Origin of the sequence: Williamsia muralis (genome assembly GCF_002735905.1) — a bacterium.
Classification (GTDB): domain Bacteria; phylum Actinomycetota; class Actinomycetes; order Mycobacteriales; family Mycobacteriaceae; genus Williamsia; species Williamsia muralis_A.
In genome coordinates this window covers 259,859-277,339 of record NZ_PEBD01000012.1, presented here as the reverse complement: position 1 = coordinate 277,339, position 17,481 = coordinate 259,859, and the positions used below count along the sequence as shown (strand labels likewise).

Here is a 17,481-nt window from a genome sequence, read left to right as displayed (position 1 = left end):
CCGATTGCTTGCCCCAACACCGCAGCTACCGCGCGTAGATCGGCGTCACCAGGGATTGCCCCGGCGACAACGCTGAATTGCTCATCGCGTTGAGGTCCATGATCTTCTCCACCACAGCTTCGGTCGGCATCTCGGGTGCGATCCGAGAGGCGATGTCGCCCAACGATTCTCCCGACTGCACATGGACGACCGCCGTCCCGGTGTTCGCCGGAGCGGCGCCGCTCTCGACAACCCGGCCGAAGAACATGAGGAACAACACGAGCATCATCAGGCCGATTCCGGCCACGGCGGCCCCGGCCCAGGCACGTCGGCGGAAATACACATCGCGCTCGGCGACAGCAGCCGACGGCGCGGAACTGCCAGGCTCGGGGCAGCCCACCACGACACGGCGGTCTGCGGCGAGCCTACGGTCGGCCGGCCGGCGAGTACTGTCGACACGCGCTCGCGCCGTGCGGTACTGATCGGAGGCGACGGGCCCACCGACTCGGGCGAGGCGGCGACGGGGCCGCTCAGCGGCCGGGCGGCTGATGGTGGTGGCTGCAGTCATTGTTCGATCCTCGGGTCAACAGTTCGATCACTCGTTCGATTGAACGAATGTTCGAGTTGTATCACGGAGGTCCGACACACGCCACGCCCAATCGAACAAATGTTTGAGAGTTGTGACAGATTGCATTAGCGTGATCGCCATAATCCAACGAACAACGTGTGCGTTTCCTTCTCTCGACAGCTACGACACCTTGGCCGGACACCGTACGAACTGGAGGACCTGATGGCCGATACGACAGACACCCGGACGCCGCCGGACGAGGCGGCCGCGACGGTGGTCACTTCCGAACCGCTGGCCGAGGGGTCTCTGACCCCGCGCCAGAAAGCCGTGCTGGAGGTGATCCGGGCGTCGGTCCGCGATCGCGGTTATCCCCCTTCCATCCGCGAGATCGGTGATGATGTCGGCCTGACCTCCACGTCGTCGGTCGCTCATCAGCTCCGAACCCTCGAGCGCAAAGGATTCCTCCAGCGCGAGAACAACCGTCCCCGGGCGGTCAACATCCAGGACACCGACCTCAATCCGGCTACGGCGGCCGGCCAGGTCCAGGTACCTGACGAATCCCTGCCGACACCGACGTTCGTTCCGGTCCTCGGCCGCATCGCGGCCGGCGGGCCGATCCTGGCCGAGGAAGCCGTCGAAGACGTGTTCCCGCTACCGAAAGAGCTTGTCGGGGAAGGATCTTTGTTCCTTCTGCGGGTGGTCGGCGAGTCGATGATCGATGCCGCCATCTGTGACGGCGACTGGGTGGTCGTCCGGCAGCAGAATGTCGCAGACAACGGCGACATCGTTGCGGCCATGATCGACGGGGAGGCGACCGTCAAGACGTTCAAACGCACCAAGGATGCGGTGTGGCTGATGCCGCACAACCCGGTGTTCGACCCCATTCCCGGCGACAACGCCGTTGTGTTGGGCAAAGTCGTCACCGTGATGCGGCGCCTCTGAGGCGGTCCGGCAACACTCTCGGCAACCGAACAAACGCGGAGACTACGCAGACACGAGTGGGGTGCACCTTCCGGTGCACCCCACTTCGCGTAGTTCTGAAACTCGTACTCAGACGCCGAGGCTTCGGCCGATGACTTCCTTCATGATCTCGGTGGTACCGCCGTAGATGGTCTGAACGCGTGAATCGAGGAAGGCCTTGGCCACCGAGTACTCACGCATGTAGCCGTAGCCGCCGTGCAGTTGCAGGCAACGATCGATGAGGTGGACCTGGTTCTCGGTGGCGTAGTACTTCGCCATCGCCGCGTCCGGAACGGTGAGCTTCTTCTCGTTCAGCAGTTCGATACACCGGTCGACGAACACACGGGTGGTAGCGGTGGACGTCGCCAGTTCGGCGAGCAGGAACCGCGAGTTCTGGAAGCTACCGATCGGGCGACCAAATGCCTTGCGGTCCTTGGTGTACTGGATCGTCGTCTCGAGAACCGACTCCATGGCACCGGCCGCCACAACAGCGATCGACAGGCGCTCCCGCGGGAGGTTCTGCATCAGGTAGATGAAGCCCATGCCCTCCTCGCCCAGCAGGTTCTCGGCGGGCACCTTGACGTTGTCGAAGCTCAGCTCGGCGGTGTCCTGCGCCTTCATCCCGACCTTGTCGAGATTGCGGCCGCGTTCGAATCCCTCCATACCGCGCTCGACCACCAGCAGGCTGAACCCCTTCGCACCGGCCTCGGGGTCGGTGCGGGCCACCACGATGACGAGGTCGGCGTTGATGCCGTTGGTGATGAACGTCTTGGAACCGTTCAGCACCCAGTTGTCGCCGTCTTTCTTGGCGTTGGTCTTGATGCCCTGGAGATCGGAACCGGTGCCGGGCTCGGTCATCGCGATCGCGGTGATCAGCTCGCCGGAGACGAAGCCGGGCAGCCAGCGTGCCTTCTGCTCGTCGTTGCAGAGGTCGAGCAGGTACGGCGCCACCACGTCGTTGTGCAGCGCGAAGCCGATACCGCTGTAGCCACCGCGGACGGTCTCTTCGTCGATGATGGTGTTGTAACGGAAGTCGTCGACTCCCCCGCCGCCGAACTCCTCGGGCGCCTCCACCGCGAGGAATCCGTTCTTGCCTGCTTCGACCCAGACATCCCGGTCCACCAGGTTCTGCTCTTCCCAGCGTTCGTGGTTCGGCGCCACGTGCTGCTCGAGGAAGCTCCGGTACGAATCGCGGAAGAGAAGGTGCTCGGGCTCGAAAAGGGTGCGTTCCATCGTCAGGTCTCCATTACAGGTGGCATTGGTTGGATATCCAACTGTAACCGGATTCTACATCTGGCCCAAAGCTGCAGTTGAGAGCGTTATTCGGCCGCCTCGGGAATGGCCAGAGATGCCAGCTGGCGCGACAGCGCAGCAGGCACCGTGGCGGTGATCGCAGTCCCGTCCGGCTCGTGGCGTTCGGTCAACACATCACCCTCGGCATGGATCCGCGACACGAGGTCGCCACGCTCATACGGCACCCGAACACTGACGTGCACGTCGTTCCGGGCCACCGACTCCCGGATGCGATCGAGGAGTACGTCGATGCCCTCGCCGGTGGCTGCCGAGATGAACACGGCTGTCGGGAACAGTCCTTTGAGTTGCGCCAGTACCAGCGGGTCGGCGGCATCGATCTTGTTGATCACGAGCAATTCGGGCGGAGCTGTCGCCTTCTCCTCCTCGAGCACGGATTCGATCACCTTCCGCACCGCCATGATCTGGTCGGTCGGAACCGGGTCCGAACCATCAACGATGTGCAGGAGCAGATCGGCGTCGGCGACCTCCTCGAGGGTTGAACGGAAGGCCTCGACCAGCTGGGTGGGCAGATGCCGGACAAATCCGACGGTGTCGGTGATGACCAGTTCACGGCCATCCTCGAGGGACATCTGACGGGTTGTCGGATCGAGGGTTGCGAACAAGGCGTTCTGGACCAGCACGCCCGATCCGGTCAGCGCGTTGATCAAACTCGATTTGCCGGCGTTGGTGTACCCGACGATGGTCACCGCCGACGCGGCAGCCTGCTTTCGCCTGGCGCGCTTGGTGGTTCGTGACGTCTTCATTTCGCGGATCTCGCGCCGCAGCTTCGCTGTGCGTTCGCGGATCCGTCGACGGTCGGTCTCGATCTTCGTCTCACCGGGTCCGCGCAGTCCCACGCCGCCATTGCTGCCGGCACGTCCACCCGCCTGCCGGGACATGGATTCGCCCCAGCCACGAAGCCGCGGGAGCATGTACTCCATCTGCGCCAGCGCGACCTGCGCCTTGCCTTCTCGCGACGTCGCGTGCTGGGCGAAGATGTCGAGGATCAGCGCAGTTCGATCGACGACCTTGACCTTGACCACTTTTTCCAGAGCAGTCAGCTGCGCAGGGGTCAGCTCGCCATCGCAGATGACGGTGTCGGCGCCGGTGGCCAAGACGATCTCACGCAGCTCGTGAGCTTTGCCGGACCCGATATAGGTTGCCGGATCGGGCTTTTCACGACGCTGGATGACACCTTCTAGAACTTCGGACCCTGCCGTCTCGGCGAGGGCCTTGAGCTCAGCGAGACTGGAATTGGCCTGCGCAGTGGTGCTGCCCTGCGTCCAGACCCCCACCAGGACAACCCGTTCGAGTCGCAGCTGGCGGTACTCGACCTCGGTGACGTCGGTGAGCTCTGTGGACAATCCGGCGACGCGCTGCAGCGAACTGCGTTCGTCGAGCTGGAGTTCGCCGATCGTCGGCGCGTCGCGCTGATCATTGCCGGCCTTGTTGATTTCGGTCATGAGATCACCATGGTGACACTCGGGTAGGTGTGGTGCATACCGATTTTAGAGCCATCCCTCGTTGAGCACTCCGGCGCCGACGAGTACCGACGGGCCGCGCAGCGTTGTGTTCTCGTCATCGACCGTCACCGTGATCTGACCCCCGGGAACGTTGACGAGTACCGTCCCCTCGGACCTTCCCATGAACCGGAGAGCGGCGGCGGCCGCAGCGACGACTCCGGTACCGCAGCTGCGGGTCTCACCGACTCCGCGTTCGTGGACACGCATCGTGATCTCGGCGTCCTCGGCGTCCGCAGCGCCTGCGGACAACGGTGCGGTGATCAGCTCGATGTTCACACCATCGGGAAAGACTGCGTGGTCGAACGTGATCGACCCGCACAGATCGATGTCCGCCAGATCCCCCGGCGTCAATCCGTCGACCACGCACGCGAGATGGGGATTGCCGACATCCACCGACACCCCGGCGTACCGCCGGCCGTCGATCTGGGCTTTGCTGTCGACGCCGAGACGGGCAGGGCCCATGTTCACGGTGACGTCGGCCGACGAACCCGTCACAGTGTGCACCGTCACCGGCCGCGCACCCGCGCGCGACCCGACGGTGAAGGAGCGTTCGGACACAAGCTCATGCGCGGCAAGGAAATGCGCGAACACCCGGACACCGTTGCCGCACATCTCCGCGATCGAGCCGTCGCCGTTGCGGTAGTCCATGAACCAATCGTCGTCGGCTATGCCGGCGCCGAGCGCTATGAGCACGCCCGCATCGCGAAGTGCCCCGGCTGTGGCGACCCTGAGAACCCCGTCCGCCCCGATGCCACGGTGACGATCACACAGCGCCGACACGAACTCCGGGGTGAGGTCCAACTGCACGCCGGGGTCGGGCAACAGCACAAAATCGTTCTGTGTGCCGTGCCCTTTGACGAAGTCGACGCGTGCGAACATTCTGTCAACGATACGCGCCCGACCTCCTCATCTGCCTGCCGCGCGCAGCGCCTGACCCGTGAGGTCCGGCGTCGAGGCGTCGAGCCAGTGGATGCGAGGGTCACGGCGGAACCAGGACCGTTGCCTGCGTACGTAACGCCGCGTACCGATGAAGGTCAGCTCCTGCGCGCGGGCCAAGTCATAGTCACCGTCGATGGCCGCCATGACCTGTGCGTATCCGATGGCGCGAGCCGCGGTGACACCGTTCCGGAGGCCCGCCGACAGCAGTGTCTCCACCTCGTCGACGAAGCCCGACCCGAACATCGCACTCGTGCGTCGCTCGATCCGCTCGTCGAGCTCTGCGGTGTCGCGATCGAGCGCGATCACCGTCGTGTCCCACCTGGGGGCACCGATCGTCGGAGCCGACGCGGCGAAGGGCCGACCCGTCAGCTCCACGACTTCCAGCGCCCGGACGATCCGGCGACCATCGGTGTCCAGGATCTGCCGGGCGGCTTCCGGATCCATCTGCGCCAGCCGGTCATGCATTGCTCGTGTCCCGATTCGCTCCATTTCGTCTTCGTGGCGCCGTCGGACGACCGGATCAGTGGCCGGGAAGTTCCAGTCGTCGAGGAGTGCCTGGATGTACATCATCGATCCACCCACCACCACCGGCGTTCGCCCCTGCGCCAGGAGACGCTCGATGTCCTCGCGGGCGGCCTGCTGATACCTGGCGACGGTCGCCGTCTCGGTGACGTCGAGGACGTCGATCTGATGATGAGTGATCCCGCGACGCTCGTGCACGGGAACCTTGGCCGTACCGATGTCCATCCCCCGGTACTGCTGCATCGCGTCGACGTTCACGATGTCCCCGCCCAGCTCGACCGCCAGATCGAGCGCGAGGTCGGACTTGCCACTGGCCGTGGGCCCGATCACCGCGATGGGCTTCGTCCCGGCGGTCACGTGTTCCACCACGCCACCGTGTAACCCACACCGAACGGCGCCCCCGCGTAGCGGACCTCGGACGCCAGAGGTGGTCCGGCAAAGGCTCCAGATGCCACCTGCCACGCCGCCCTGCCCTCGACGCCGAACTCGGTACACCGCGATTCGTCGAGCCCCGAGATCGTGTTGTGGTCGGCCGCTGCGAGCGCGCCGTCGATCATGTCCTGGAACTCGACCGCACCGCGCTTCTGCCCACCGGGCGACTTCTCGGTGATCGTTGTTGCACCGTCGGCCACCACGAGCAAACCGACAGGCTCCGGGGCCGACGCGAGCCGCGACCTCAGGTCGGCCCCTTGCCGTAGACACGACTGCGCGGGCGCAGCCGGGTCCACGACCTCCACCGCGAGTGCGACGTGTGGAGCCGTCCGGGTCCGGAGCCATCCCCCGATCAACACTGTGGTGGGCATGGCGGCATCAGTCGGTTCATCAGAACCCGGGACCAAGTCCACTGCCACATCGACACCGAAACCCGCCAGGGTTCCCCGCGGAGACATCTGACGTCGAGGGTTTCCGGCACCGACAAGTACCCAGCGACTGCACATTTCGGCGAGTTGTCCACAGACGTCGAATGCCGCGGCCCGCACCGGCGCGACCTCCGAGAGCGCCGGCCCGGACAGTTCTGGCACCAATACCGGCGCGCCCGGGACAAATGCAGCGGCAACCAACACCTGCGCCACGCTAGCCGACGCGCGTGAACCCAGAATGCGCCCGACCGGCCGATTGTCCACGAGTGTCCACACACAAGCCGGTGACCTGCTTCAATGATAGAGGCGGTGCGCCGCCACCCGGGTGTGGAGGCCGTTCACCGCCGGTAGACAAACGCAACTGGCAGCCGTGTCGCGCGGCAGGAACTAGGTACTGAGATGACCGAGCAGCACACGCCCGCACCGGCCGCAGCAGAGACACCGGCGCCCGCCCCGGGACCCAAGCCTGGTCCCCGGCCCGGCCCGCGACCGGGCCCGCGCCCCGGTCAGCACCCCCCGGCCAAGGTCCACCCCGCACCTGCGGAGGTGATACGTCCCGCTTCGGATCCCTCGAAGTTCGGGCGTATCGACGATGACGGCGCCGTGTGGCTCAAAACCTCCGAGGGCGAACACCAGATCGCCTCGTGGCAGGCGGGCACAGCCGCCGAAGGCCTGGCGCACTTCGGTCGGCGATTCGACGACCTCGTGGTCGAGGTCGAGTTGCTCGAGGAGCGCCTTGACGCCGGTACCGGCGATCCCCGCAAGACCAAGACCGCAGCGGCCGCACTACTCGACACGTTGCCCACGGCAGCGGTCATCGGAGATGTCGATGCCGTCGCATCGCGACTGAAGCTGATCATCGACGGCGCGGACGGCGCCGCCGAAAAGGTCAAACACGACCGGGACGAAGCCCGTGCAAAGGCCGTCGCCCGCAAAGAAGAGCTCGCCGCCGAAGCAGAGCAGATCGGGTCGGAGTCGACCCAATGGAAAGTCGCCGGCGACCGCATGCGGGTCATCCTCGAAGAGTGGAAGACCATCAAAGGCGTCGACCGCAAGACCGACGACCAGCTGTGGAAGCGCTACTCCAAGGCCCGTGACACCTTCAACCGCCGTCGCGGTGCACATTTCGCCGAGATGGACCGCGAACGCGCCGGCGCCCGTTCGCGCAAGGAAGAGCTGATCGTCGAGGCCGAGGCCTTGTCGTCGTCGACCGAATGGGCCGACACCGCAGCGAAATTCCGCGACCTGCTGACCCAGTGGAAGGCCGCCGGGCGCGCACCACGCGACCAGGACGACGCATTGTGGGCGCGGTTCAAGGCCGCCCAGGATGTCTTCTTCAGCGCCCGCAACGCCGCGTCGTCACAACGCGACGCCGAGTTCGAGACCAATGCGAAGGCAAAGCTCGAACTACTTGCGCGAGCCGAGAAGTCCATCGATCCGCAAGCTGATCTCGAGGCGGCTCGTCGCGAGTTCCGCACCATCCGGGACCAGTGGGACGAGATCGGCAAGGTCCCGCGCGAACAGATGCACTCCCTCGAGGCACGAATCAAGGCTGTGGAGAAGCGGATTCGCGACGCCGAGTCCGCTCAGTGGCAGCGCACCGATCCCGCGGTGAAGGCGCGTGCACAGCAATTCGCTGACCGCGTGGCCCAGCTCGAGGATCAGGCTGCCAAGGCGGAAGCCAACGGCAAGAGCAAGGATGCGCGCAAGCTACGCGAACAGGCCGAACAGTGGCGCGAATGGGCGCGTGCAGCCGAAGGCGCCATCGGGGACTGACGTCGACCTGGCATCCTCACGGATGCCGGCGGATTGGACGGATGCCGGCGGGCCGGACAGCTTGCTAGAGGTCGTCGCCCTCTGAGCGACGGCTTTCACGCCGGCGTTCGGATGTTCGCCGCTGGAGCGCGAGCGCCCGCTCTTCCTCGGCCGCAGCCTCGTCGCGACGCTGCGCCTCGAGAGCCAACTGATAGTTGGTACGGGCCCACACCACGCGCGACCAGTGGAAGGTGATCACGAACATCGCCACCCATCCGATGATCAAGCCGATGCCGACGCCGCTGGGCGGCTCCTCTCCGGACACTCCCGGAGTGTTGCGCGACCACCACGCCAGCAGACCGGCGAAACAAGACACCGCACTGCCACACAGGGCGATCCAGGCGAAGACCCACCGGCGGGTGAGCAGCGCGAGCGCCGAGAAGCCGATCCCGAAGACCAGCTGCAAGACCACGAACACGCGCGAGGTGATGGTCACCCGCTCGGCCGCCGCGTCCGAGCTGAACGTGATCACGTCGATGCCGGTCACGGACCCGGTGTGGGGGAGCACGAAGGACAGGATTGCCACCAGCACCGCAACCGCCACCACCACGGCGCGGGCCCCGGGGTCGATCTCGCCTGCGACCTTGCGTTCGGCTTTGCGCAGATCGCCCTTGAACTGATCGAAACCCGCTGGGTCCGGTCCGTTGTTCTTCTCGGTCATCAGAGCTCGCATCCTGCGCCACAGGCAGATTCAACCGGCGCTTCGACAGGCTTCCCGATCGGCGGCAGACCGAGTCCGACTCCGATCGGCGGGGTTTGGGGGGTGGTACCGGCCGCGTGCGCGTCGCCGGCCCGGGTGCGCCGATGGCCGCGGATACCGTCATCGGCCAGCAGATAGTGCGGTGCCGCACCGGTCACGACCGTGTCCACCAGATCGCCCGGGCGGATGGTGTCGCCCTCGGTGACGAAATGGACGAGCCGGCCGTCGCGCGCACGGCCGGTCATCCGGCCCTGATCTTTCCGGCCGTCGGCGGTCACCAGAACCTCCACCGGCGCCCCGATGAGCTTCTGGTTCTCCTCCAGGCAGATCCGGTCCTGCAGGTCGGTCAGCCGCATGTAGCGCTCACTCACCACATGTTTGGGTACCTGGTCGGCCATGTCGGCCGCCGGTGTCCCCGGCCTGGGCGAGTACTGGAAGGTGTACGCGCTGGTGAATCTGGCCGCGGCGACCACGTCGAGGGTCGCCTGGAAATCCTCTTCGGTCTCACCGGGGAATCCGACGATGATGTCGGTGGTGATGGATGCGTGCGGCATCGCCGCCCGCACCCGCTCGATGATTCCGAGGAACTTGGTGCTGCGGTAGCTGCGGCGCATCGCCTTGAGGATCTGGTCAGAACCTGACTGCAACGGCATGTGAAGTTGGGGACAGACGTTCGGGGTCTGCGCCATCGCCTCGATCACGTCGTCGGTGAATTCTGCGGGGTGCGGCGACGTGAACCGCACACGTTCGAGACCGTCGATGTCACCGCAGGCACGCAGCAGCGCGGCGAATGCTCCCCGATCACGTCCCAGATCCGGATCGGCGAACGACATCCCGTAGGCGTTCACGTTCTGGCCGAGCAAGGTGACCTCGACAACTCCTTCGTTCACCAGCGCCTGCACCTCGGCGAGGACGTCTCCGGGCCGGCGATCGACCTCCTTGCCGCGAAGAGCCGGAACGATGCAGAACGTGCAGGTGTTGTTGCAACCGACCGAGATCGACACCCACCCCGAATACGCGGACTCGCGTTTGGCGGGCAAGGTGGACGGAAAGGCCTCCAGTGCATCGATGATCTCGACCTGGGCCTGCGCATTGTGGCGAGCGCGTTCGAGCAGCACCGGCAGAGATCCGAGGTTGTGTGTTCCGAACACGACGTCGACCCACGGGGCCTTCTCGAGGACGGTGCCGCGATCCTTCTGGGCAAGACAGCCGCCGACAGCGATCTGCATTCCGGGACGACTCGCCTTGACCGGTGCCAGATGCGAGAGGTTGCCGTACAGCTTGTTGTCGGCGTTCTCCCGCACAGCGCAGGTGTTGAAGACCACCAGGTCGGCATCCCCATCGTCGGATGCGCGGACATAACCGGCTTCTTCGAGGAGACCGGAAATACGTTCGGAGTCGTGGACATTCATCTGACAGCCGTAGGTGCGGACCTGGTAGGAGCGCCCCAGGGTGTCGGGGTGCCCGGTCTGCGGATCCGTCATCGAGATTGTCACTCCTACCAGGGTACTTGGCCCATCAGACCAGGTGAAATTGGCGGCTGAGCTGCAGCGATCCACCCCTCCAGCCGGCGATGTTCCCAGTCCCCCGCTGCCCGCCGACACCGGCACCTTAAGGTCGACAGTTATGACAGCACCTCGAGCGGGCTCGTCCGCGCCTCACCCCGACGGGCCGGCCGCCACACAGACCGCCCCACCGATGATCGCTCTGCGCGACGTGCAGAAGCACTTCGACGACCTCCACGTGCTCAAGGACATCGACCTCGAGGTGCCCGCCGGCCAGGTCGTGGTCATCCTCGGTCCGTCGGGATCGGGCAAGTCCACCCTGTGCCGCACGATCAACCGGCTCGAGCCGATCGACAGCGGCGAGATTCGTATCGACGGCAAGTTGTTGCCCGCCGAAGGCAAGGCGCTCGCCGCCCTGCGCGCCGACGTCGGAATGGTCTTCCAATCGTTCAACCTGTTCGCGCACAAGACAATTCTCGACAATGTGACGCTGGCACCGATCAAGGTGCGTGGCAAGGACAAGGCTGCGGCGAACAAGCGCGGGATGGAATTGCTGGAGCGAGTCGGCATCGCGAGCCAGAAGGACAAGTACCCGGCGCAACTTTCCGGCGGGCAGCAGCAACGCGTTGCGATCGCACGATCACTGGCGATGGATCCCAAGGTCATGCTGTTCGATGAGCCGACATCCGCTCTGGACCCGGAAATGGTCAACGAGGTCCTCGACGTGATGGTCTCACTCGCGAAAGAGGGCATGACGATGCTGGTCGTCACCCACGAGATGGGATTTGCCCGCAAGGCGGCCGACCGAGTGGTCTTCATGGCTGATGGCGCCATCGTGGAGGACACCGATCCCGAGTCGTTCTTCACCCGGCCCGAGTCCGGGCGCGCCCGTGACTTCCTTGGCAAGATCCTCGGCCATTGAGAACGGCGGCAACGAGGGCGCGCACCATGCGCGCGAACTCGAAACACTGGATCCTGCTACCGGCCCTGGCCATCGTGGTGCTCTGCACGACACTCTCCGCATGCGGTAACACCAGCCCGCGCAACCTCATCGAATCGATCGAGAGCGGCTCGGTCATCCTCGGCACCAAGTTCGATCAGCCCGGCCTGGGTCTGCGGCACCCCGACAAGTCGTTCACCGGATTCGATGTCGCGGTGTCCGAGTACGTGGTCAACACCATCGCGCAGAACAACGGATGGAAGAAGCCGAAGATCACGTGGCGGGAAACCCCGTCGGCGCAACGCGAGACGCTCATCGACAACGGTGAGGTCGACATGATCGCCGCCACCTACTCGATCAACGCGGCGCGATCGAAGAAGGTGAGTTTCGCCGGCCCCTATCTGATCAACTACCAGGGTTTGCTGGTCCGTGAGGACGACGACAGCATCACCACGCTCACGGATCTGAACAAGGGCAAGAAGCTGTGTTCGGTGACAGGCTCCACATCGGCCCAGAACGTGAAGAACCAATTGCCGAAGATCCAGCTGCAGGAGTACGACTCGTACTCGTCCTGTGTGGAGGCTCTGCGCCGCAACAAGGTTGACGCCCTCACCACCGACGAGGCCATCCTTGCCGGGTTCTCCGACTTCTTCCCCGATGAGTTCAAGATCGTCGACATGACGTACCCCAAGGATGCGTGTGTGACCTCGAGCGGGAAGAAATCGCTCAAGAAGGCCGGCACCCCGTTCTCGACCGAGCGGTATGGCATCGGGATGCCCAAGGACTATCCCGATTCCGTGACGGCGGTGAATGAGGCACTCGAGTCGATGCTGGCAAAGCCTGCCGACGGCGGCGAGTCGGCCTGGGAGATCGCCTTGCGCGACGAGATCGGCGACAGCGAAGTCGATTCGATGATCGAACGTGCGCAGGGTCCCGATTCCAAATACCAGTTCACCCCCGTGCCAGGAGATCTCGGCTTCCTCGAGTCGACATCCACCCCATGCCCGGCGGAGCTGTCATGAGTGAACTCTGGTCCGACATCGGACCGCAGCTGTGGCCTGCCTACTGGGTCACGCTCAAGCTCACCTTCTACTCCGCCATCGGATCCCTCATCTGGGGCACCGTTCTGGCCGGCATGCGGGTCTCTCCTGTCCCCGTCATGCGGGTGTTCGGAACCTGGTACGTCAACATCGTCCGGAACACTCCGCTGACGCTCATCGTCATCTTCGCCTCGGTCGGCCTGTACCAAAACCTCGGGCTGAAGCTGGCCCAGGAGAACGACGAGTTCATCACCAACAACAATTTCTGGCTCGCCGTCCTGGCCTTTGTGCTCTACACGTCCACGTTCGTATGCGAGACGCTGCGGTCGGGGTTCAACACCGTGCCACTCGGACAGGCCGAGGCGGCTCGCTCGCTCGGCCTGCCGTTCAGCAAGGTGTTCGGCATCATCGTGCTGCCCCAGGCGGTCAGATCGGTGATCGGTCCGATGGGCAGTGTGCTGATCGCGCTGACCAAGAACACCACGATCGCTTCGGCGATCGGCGTGGCCGAGGCCTCGTTGCTGATGAAAGAACAGATCGAGAATCACGCCGATCAGGTGGTGGGGATCTTCGTCATCATCGCCATCGGGTTCATGGTGATCACTCTCACCGAGGGATATGTCTTCGGTTTCTTCGCAAAGCGTCTGGCGGTCAAACGATGAGCAGTGCAACAGTTCTCTACGACGCCCCGGGGCCCAGGGCACGCCGTCGCAACCAGCTCATCGCCGTCGGATTCGCGGTGGTGCTGCTCGCCATCGCGATCTACGTGATCGTGGCACTGGCCGGCAATGGACAGCTCACCAGCGAGAAGTGGAAGCCGTTCCTGGAACCGGACACGTGGACCACCTACCTGCTGCCCGGTTTGTGGGGAACACTCTCCGCTGCGGTTCTGTCGATCGTGCTGGCTCTGCTGCTCGGCGCGGTTCTCGGCATCGGCCGACTGTCCGATCACCGTGCGATACGCGGACTCAGCGGAGCGGTGGTCGAGTTCTTCCGGGCCATTCCCGTGCTCATCCTTATGATCTTCGCCTACTACCTGTTCGCCGAATACGCCGTCTTCCCAGCCGAGGACCTGGCGTTCGCTGCTGTGGTGACCGGACTGACGCTGTACAACGGCTCTGTCATCGCAGAGATCCTGCGGGCAGGCATCACATCGCTACCGAGCGGCCAGCTCGAGGCGGCGAACTCACTCGGCCTGCGCAAATCACAGACCATGCGACTGGTCTTGCTTCCGCAGGCGGTGACTGCCATGTTGCCTGCACTGATATCGCAGATGGTCATCGCACTGAAGGACAGCGCCCTCGGGTACGCGATCGGTTATGTCGAGGTGGTCCGTTCCGGCATCCAGTCGGCATCGTTCTACGGCAACTATCTACCGGCCCTCGTGGTGGTCGCCGCCGTGATGATCCTGTTGAACTTCGGGCTGTCTACGTTGGCCACCGTCATCGAGCGGAGATTGAGGGAGGGCAAGAGTCGCGGAGCGGTCGCAGATGTGAAAGTGGACGAACAGGCCGCTGCTGTCTGATCTTCACTCGGCAGTGAGCTGGTTCAGTTCCTCATGCACCAGGCTCATGGCCAGGGACGGGGCGTACCCGCGTCTGGCCAGCATCGCGACCAGTCGCCGAACGTGTTTGTCCCGCTGGGCCCGATCAGTGATGTCATCGACCGTCAGGCGAGACGTCTTGCGGCGCAACAGGTCGGCTGCCCGTTCGCGCTCTGCGTCATCGTCGACCTGATCGAGTGCGTGCTCGATCACGGTGTCGGCGACACCCTTCTGCCGCAGCTCGTGCCGTAAAGCAGTGCGTCCTTTGCCGCTGTGGCGGTGCCGGGAATGCACCCATTGTTCGGCGAAATCGACATCGTCCAGCAGACCGGCCGCCGTGAGCCGAGTCATCACGGACTCGATTTCGGTGGGCGGAAAGTCCTTGTCGTGCAACCGCTTGCGCAGTTCTGCCTGACTTCGTGCGCGGACGCCGAGCAGCCGTAACGCGGCGTCATACGCCGATGCGGTGGTATTGGTGTGGCCGCCGGAACTCTCTGGAGCAGGCGGCGTCGCAGACGAATCGACCGGAACAGAACTGCGGGAGAGAATGTCTGCGATCGCGGACCGCAGCTCGGCGGTGCTCTCGTGGACGTCCTCTCCCGCAGGCCTGTTCACCTGAATCGGCGTCCTAGAACTCGACCGGTGCCGGCGCGACGGCATCCTCGGTCAGGACAGCGCCGATCCCGAGCTTTTCCTTGATCTTCTTTTCGATTTCGTCACGCACCTCGGTGTTCTCGAGCAAGAACTTACGAGCGTTCTCCTTGCCCTGGCCCAGCTGTTCACCTTCGTAGGTGAACCAGGAGCCGGACTTGCGGACGAAGCCGTGCAGCACGCCCATGTCGATCAGCGAACCCTCTTTGCTGATGCCCTGCCCGTACAGGATGTCGAACTCGGCCTGCTTGAACGGAGGCGCGACCTTGTTCTTGACGACCTTGACCCGAGTGCGGTTACCGACTGCCTCGGTACCGTCCTTGAGAGTCTCGATCCGGCGCACATCCAGACGGACCGACGCGTAGAACTTCAGCGCCTTACCACCGGTGGTGGTCTCGGGAGACCCGAACATCACGCCGATCTTCTCGCGCAGCTGGTTGATGAAGATCGCGGTGGTGCCCGAATTGCTCATGGCACCGGTCATCTTCCGCAGTGCCTGGCTCATCAATCGCGCCTGCAGACCGACGTGGCTGTCGCCCATCTCGCCCTCGATCTCCGCACGCGGCACGAGCGCCGCGACCGAGTCGATGACCAGGATGTCGAGAGCACCCGACCGGATCAACATGTCAGCGATCTCGAGTGCCTGCTCACCGGTGTCCGGCTGTGACACCAGCAACGCGTCGGTGTCGACTCCCAGTCGCTGTGCGTAGTCGGGGTCGAGGGCGTGCTCTGCGTCGATGAACGCCGCGATGCCACCGGCGGCCTGTGCGTTGGCGACCGCGTGCAGCGCAACGGTGGTCTTACCCGACGATTCCGGCCCGTAGATCTCGACGACGCGGCCTCGCGGGAGACCTCCGATGCCGAGTGCGACATCAAGCGCGATCGAGCCGGTTGGGATGGTGGCGATCGGCTGGCGGGCGTTCTCGCCGAGACGCATCACCGAGCCCTTGCCGTAGTTCTTGTCGATCTGGGCCAATGCCAGGTCGAGGGCCTTTTCGCGGTCTGGTTGGGCTGCCATGGTTTCCCCTAGTGTTTGCGCCGAGTTGTCGGCGGTGGTGGTGCCGCCGGTCTGGCGGGATCGGGCTTTCTTTCGCGTATTCGGCATCTCTTTGCGCACTGACGTCACGCTAGATCAGCCCTCTGACAATCCCGGATCTCGACGTTCCCGTCCTCGCGTCGAACACCACCCACTCTAGGCGAACAGTTGTTCGAGTCAACCACCCAGACATCCGACACGCCGGGGCAGATGAAGTACTGCTACCAGCGTTCCCGCGGGACGTCGAAGTCCCGGCACAGCGCTGTCCACACATCTCTGGGATCGACGCCGGCATCAAGCGCTTCGGCAGCCGTCCGGCCACCGAGGTCGGTGAGGACGTGGTCGACAAGCATCGAATTCGCAGTGGTGGACCCGAACTCGGTGCTGACGAGTTCGGAGAATTCGGTCAATCGCACGTGACCGAGCGTAGCGAAACCATTAGGACCGCGCTGCACCGACACATACCGCCACCGGGTCGACAACGTCGGCACCGGTGCGGGCGCCGCGTTGGGCGGCTTCGGTGAATGACTTGCTGTCCAGCACCTTTCGGCACGCCGCGGCCAGCGACTCGACGGTGGTGGGCCTGACCACCGCGGCACTGCCCCATCGGCAGGCACGCTGGGCCAGTTCCCACTGATCTCCGCCGCCGGGAACGAGCACCTGAGGTACGCCGGCCAGCATGGACTTCGCCAGCATTCCGTGTCCTCCACCGCAGATGACGAGCGATGCGTCGTGAAGGAGCTCGTCTTGCCTGCCGTGTCCGGCCACGGCCCACGACGGTAGATCACCCACCTCGGGATCGAGCCCCGAGACCACCGCCCGCACCGGGCGTCCCAGTACACGCGGGTCGAGCGCAGCCAGCGCCGCCTCCACCAGGCCTGCCGAACCGGTCACCGCGGTGGACGGTGCGATGACAACCAACGGGGCGTCACCGGGGGGAAGTGCGAAGACGGCGTCGGTGGGTTCCCACAGCAGGGGGCCGACCACCTCGGCGCCGTCGGGCCAGTCCGGGCGGGGCACCTCCAGCGCCGGCAGGGTGGCGATCAGCCGCGCTCCCGGATGTGGCTGCGCGGGATCGAGTCCGATGCCCACCCGGGCGGCCGCACGCTGTTGTTGTCCGACTCGAATGGATCGGCCGGTGGCCGCGCGCATCAGCCCATCACGCACCCTGCCGACCAGGCCCGTACCCGGTTCCAGGCCACTGCCGACAGGGGGAAGCCCCACCGAGGGTTGGTACAGCGGATGGGGAGACAGTTCCACCCATGGGGCACCGATCGTCTCGGCGGCCCAGCCGCCACACACGGTGATGACATCGCCGACCACCAGATCGGGCTTGAGTTCGGCGAGCACCGGCGCCAGTTGCAGGCTCATCCGCGCCGCGCGTGCACTGAGTTTGTCGCCCGCATCAGCATCGTCGTCGGCAGCCGACGCCGTCAGACCAGGTAGCTCTCGGACGTCGAGGCCGCGAGCGGTAGCCTTCTCGATCCACTGCGAACCTGTGTACACCACGGCTTCGATGTTGTTGTCTTGCAACAACTCCGCCAACGCGAACACCGGAAAGGCGTGACCGGCGTCAGAGCCTGCCACCAGTGCTGCCCGCAAGCGTG

General features: G+C 64.8%; 18 protein-coding genes. 6 read left to right on the top strand and 12 right to left on the bottom strand.

The genetic code is table 11. The annotated features are described in order from the left end of the window. Positions 1–25: 25 nt before the first annotated feature. A complete protein-coding gene (locus CSW57_RS23395) occupies positions 26–547 on the bottom strand; it encodes a LysM peptidoglycan-binding domain-containing protein (protein ID WP_099384991.1) in 522 nt (173 codons plus the stop codon). A gap of 222 nt (positions 548–769) precedes the next feature. Here CSW57_RS23395 and lexA point away from each other — a divergent pair, with 222 nt between their 5' ends. After that, on the top strand, positions 770–1,489 hold the full coding sequence (lexA, locus tag CSW57_RS23390) for a transcriptional repressor LexA (protein WP_189339416.1): 720 nt from the start codon (positions 770–772) through the stop codon (positions 1,487–1,489). 108 nt (positions 1,490–1,597) lie between these two features. On the opposite strand, the gene CSW57_RS23385 is transcribed toward lexA, so the two are convergent. The 5 genes from CSW57_RS23385 to CSW57_RS23365 all read right to left on the bottom strand — a co-directional run bounded on the left by CSW57_RS23385 (position 1,598) and on the right by CSW57_RS23365 (position 6,848). Further along, complete coding sequence (locus tag CSW57_RS23385) at positions 1,598–2,740, bottom strand: acyl-CoA dehydrogenase family protein (protein ID WP_023959665.1); 1,143 nt, start codon at positions 2,738–2,740, stop codon at positions 1,598–1,600. Between the two features lie 86 nt (positions 2,741–2,826). Further along, positions 2,827–4,263: a GTPase HflX gene (gene hflX, locus CSW57_RS23380; RefSeq protein ID WP_099384989.1), complete on the bottom strand. Its 1,437-nt coding sequence runs from the start codon at positions 4,261–4,263 to the stop codon at positions 2,827–2,829. 45 nt (positions 4,264–4,308) lie between these two features. Beyond that, complete coding sequence (gene dapF / locus CSW57_RS23375) at positions 4,309–5,202, bottom strand: diaminopimelate epimerase (protein ID WP_099384988.1); 894 nt, start codon at positions 5,200–5,202, stop codon at positions 4,309–4,311. 27 nt (positions 5,203–5,229) lie between these two features. Next, complete coding sequence (miaA, locus tag CSW57_RS23370; RefSeq protein WP_099385071.1) at positions 5,230–6,141, bottom strand: tRNA (adenosine(37)-N6)-dimethylallyltransferase MiaA; 912 nt, start codon at positions 6,139–6,141, stop codon at positions 5,230–5,232. Continuing rightward, on the bottom strand, positions 6,138–6,848 hold the full coding sequence (locus CSW57_RS23365; protein ID WP_143696605.1) for a hypothetical protein: 711 nt from the start codon (positions 6,846–6,848) through the stop codon (positions 6,138–6,140). The genes miaA and CSW57_RS23365 overlap by 4 nt, the downstream gene beginning before the upstream one ends. A 195-nt stretch (positions 6,849–7,043) precedes the next feature. Between CSW57_RS23365 and CSW57_RS23360 the strand changes: the two genes are divergently transcribed. Beyond that, positions 7,044–8,420 (top strand): DUF349 domain-containing protein, encoded by a 1,377-nt coding sequence (locus CSW57_RS23360; RefSeq protein WP_099384986.1) that lies wholly within the window; start codon positions 7,044–7,046, stop codon positions 8,418–8,420. Positions 8,421–8,484: 64 nt separating this feature from the next. On the opposite strand, the gene CSW57_RS23355 is transcribed toward CSW57_RS23360, so the two are convergent. Together CSW57_RS23355 and miaB are read right to left on the bottom strand one after the other, a co-directional pair. Continuing rightward, positions 8,485–9,120 carry an Rv2732c family membrane protein gene (locus CSW57_RS23355; RefSeq protein WP_030163432.1) on the bottom strand — a complete coding sequence of 212 codons (636 nt, stop codon included), beginning with the start codon at positions 9,118–9,120 and terminating at the stop codon, positions 8,485–8,487. Continuing rightward, entirely contained in the window at positions 9,120–10,643 is a 1,524-nt protein-coding gene (miaB, locus tag CSW57_RS23350; protein ID WP_099385070.1) for a tRNA (N6-isopentenyl adenosine(37)-C2)-methylthiotransferase MiaB, read from the bottom strand. The genes CSW57_RS23355 and miaB overlap by 1 nt, the downstream gene beginning before the upstream one ends. Before the next feature lie 214 nt (positions 10,644–10,857). Between miaB and CSW57_RS23345 the strand changes: the two genes are divergently transcribed. From CSW57_RS23345 to CSW57_RS23330, 4 genes are read left to right on the top strand one after another with little or no spacing between them, the layout of a single operon-like run. Then, positions 10,858–11,586, top strand: coding sequence for an amino acid ABC transporter ATP-binding protein (locus CSW57_RS23345; protein WP_143696609.1), 729 nt, complete (start codon positions 10,858–10,860; stop codon positions 11,584–11,586). Positions 11,587–11,612: 26 nt separating this feature from the next. After that, on the top strand, positions 11,613–12,626 hold the full coding sequence (locus CSW57_RS23340; protein WP_099384984.1) for a glutamate ABC transporter substrate-binding protein: 1,014 nt from the start codon (positions 11,613–11,615) through the stop codon (positions 12,624–12,626). After that, positions 12,623–13,306 (top strand): amino acid ABC transporter permease, encoded by a 684-nt coding sequence (locus CSW57_RS23335; protein WP_099385069.1) that lies wholly within the window; start codon positions 12,623–12,625, stop codon positions 13,304–13,306. Before CSW57_RS23340 ends, CSW57_RS23335 begins: the two co-directional genes overlap by 4 nt. Further along, positions 13,303–14,169, top strand: a complete 867-nt coding sequence (locus CSW57_RS23330) for an amino acid ABC transporter permease (RefSeq protein ID WP_099384983.1) — start codon at positions 13,303–13,305, stop codon at positions 14,167–14,169. Before CSW57_RS23335 ends, CSW57_RS23330 begins: the two co-directional genes overlap by 4 nt. Before the next feature lie 3 nt (positions 14,170–14,172). Here CSW57_RS23330 and CSW57_RS23325 read toward each other — a convergent pair whose 3' ends face one another. From CSW57_RS23325 to CSW57_RS23310, 4 genes are all read right to left on the bottom strand, one after another. Continuing rightward, complete coding sequence (locus CSW57_RS23325; protein WP_223249465.1) at positions 14,173–14,802, bottom strand: regulatory protein RecX; 630 nt, start codon at positions 14,800–14,802, stop codon at positions 14,173–14,175. Between the two features lie 13 nt (positions 14,803–14,815). Next, on the bottom strand, positions 14,816–15,856 hold the full coding sequence (gene recA, locus CSW57_RS23320; RefSeq protein ID WP_099385068.1) for a recombinase RecA: 1,041 nt from the start codon (positions 15,854–15,856) through the stop codon (positions 14,816–14,818). A gap of 239 nt (positions 15,857–16,095) precedes the next feature. Next, entirely contained in the window at positions 16,096–16,290 is a 195-nt protein-coding gene (locus CSW57_RS23315) for a DUF3046 domain-containing protein (protein WP_099384981.1), read from the bottom strand. 22 nt (positions 16,291–16,312) lie between these two features. Next, the gene (locus tag CSW57_RS23310; RefSeq protein ID WP_099384980.1) at positions 16,313–17,476 is read right to left on the bottom strand and encodes a glycosyltransferase; all 1,164 of its coding nucleotides are present in this window, start codon (positions 17,474–17,476) and stop codon (positions 16,313–16,315) included. Positions 17,477–17,481: the final 5 nt, after the last annotated feature.

Coding starts and splice junctions, on each gene's coding strand:
- CSW57_RS23385 (WP_023959665.1), bottom strand. CDS start 2,740: ATGGAACGCACCCTTTTCGAGCCCGAGCACCTTCTCTTCCGCGATTCG.
- CSW57_RS23330 (WP_099384983.1), top strand. CDS start 13,303: ATGAGCAGTGCAACAGTTCTCTACGACGCCCCGGGGCCCAGGGCACGC.
- CSW57_RS23340 (WP_099384984.1), top strand. CDS start 11,613: ATGCGCGCGAACTCGAAACACTGGATCCTGCTACCGGCCCTGGCCATC.
- recA (WP_099385068.1), bottom strand. CDS start 15,856: ATGGCAGCCCAACCAGACCGCGAAAAGGCCCTCGACCTGGCATTGGCC.
- CSW57_RS23355 (WP_030163432.1), bottom strand. CDS start 9,120: ATGACCGAGAAGAACAACGGACCGGACCCAGCGGGTTTCGATCAGTTC.
- hflX (WP_099384989.1), bottom strand. CDS start 4,263: ATGACCGAAATCAACAAGGCCGGCAATGATCAGCGCGACGCGCCGACG.
- CSW57_RS23360 (WP_099384986.1), top strand. CDS start 7,044: ATGACCGAGCAGCACACGCCCGCACCGGCCGCAGCAGAGACACCGGCG.
- CSW57_RS23395 (WP_099384991.1), bottom strand. CDS start 547: ATGACTGCAGCCACCACCATCAGCCGCCCGGCCGCTGAGCGGCCCCGT.
- CSW57_RS23345 (WP_143696609.1), top strand. CDS start 10,858: ATGATCGCTCTGCGCGACGTGCAGAAGCACTTCGACGACCTCCACGTG.
- CSW57_RS23335 (WP_099385069.1), top strand. CDS start 12,623: ATGAGTGAACTCTGGTCCGACATCGGACCGCAGCTGTGGCCTGCCTAC.
- miaB (WP_099385070.1), bottom strand. CDS start 10,643: ATGACGGATCCGCAGACCGGGCACCCCGACACCCTGGGGCGCTCCTAC.
- lexA (WP_189339416.1), top strand. CDS start 770: ATGGCCGATACGACAGACACCCGGACGCCGCCGGACGAGGCGGCCGCG.
- dapF (WP_099384988.1), bottom strand. CDS start 5,202: ATGTTCGCACGCGTCGACTTCGTCAAAGGGCACGGCACACAGAACGAT.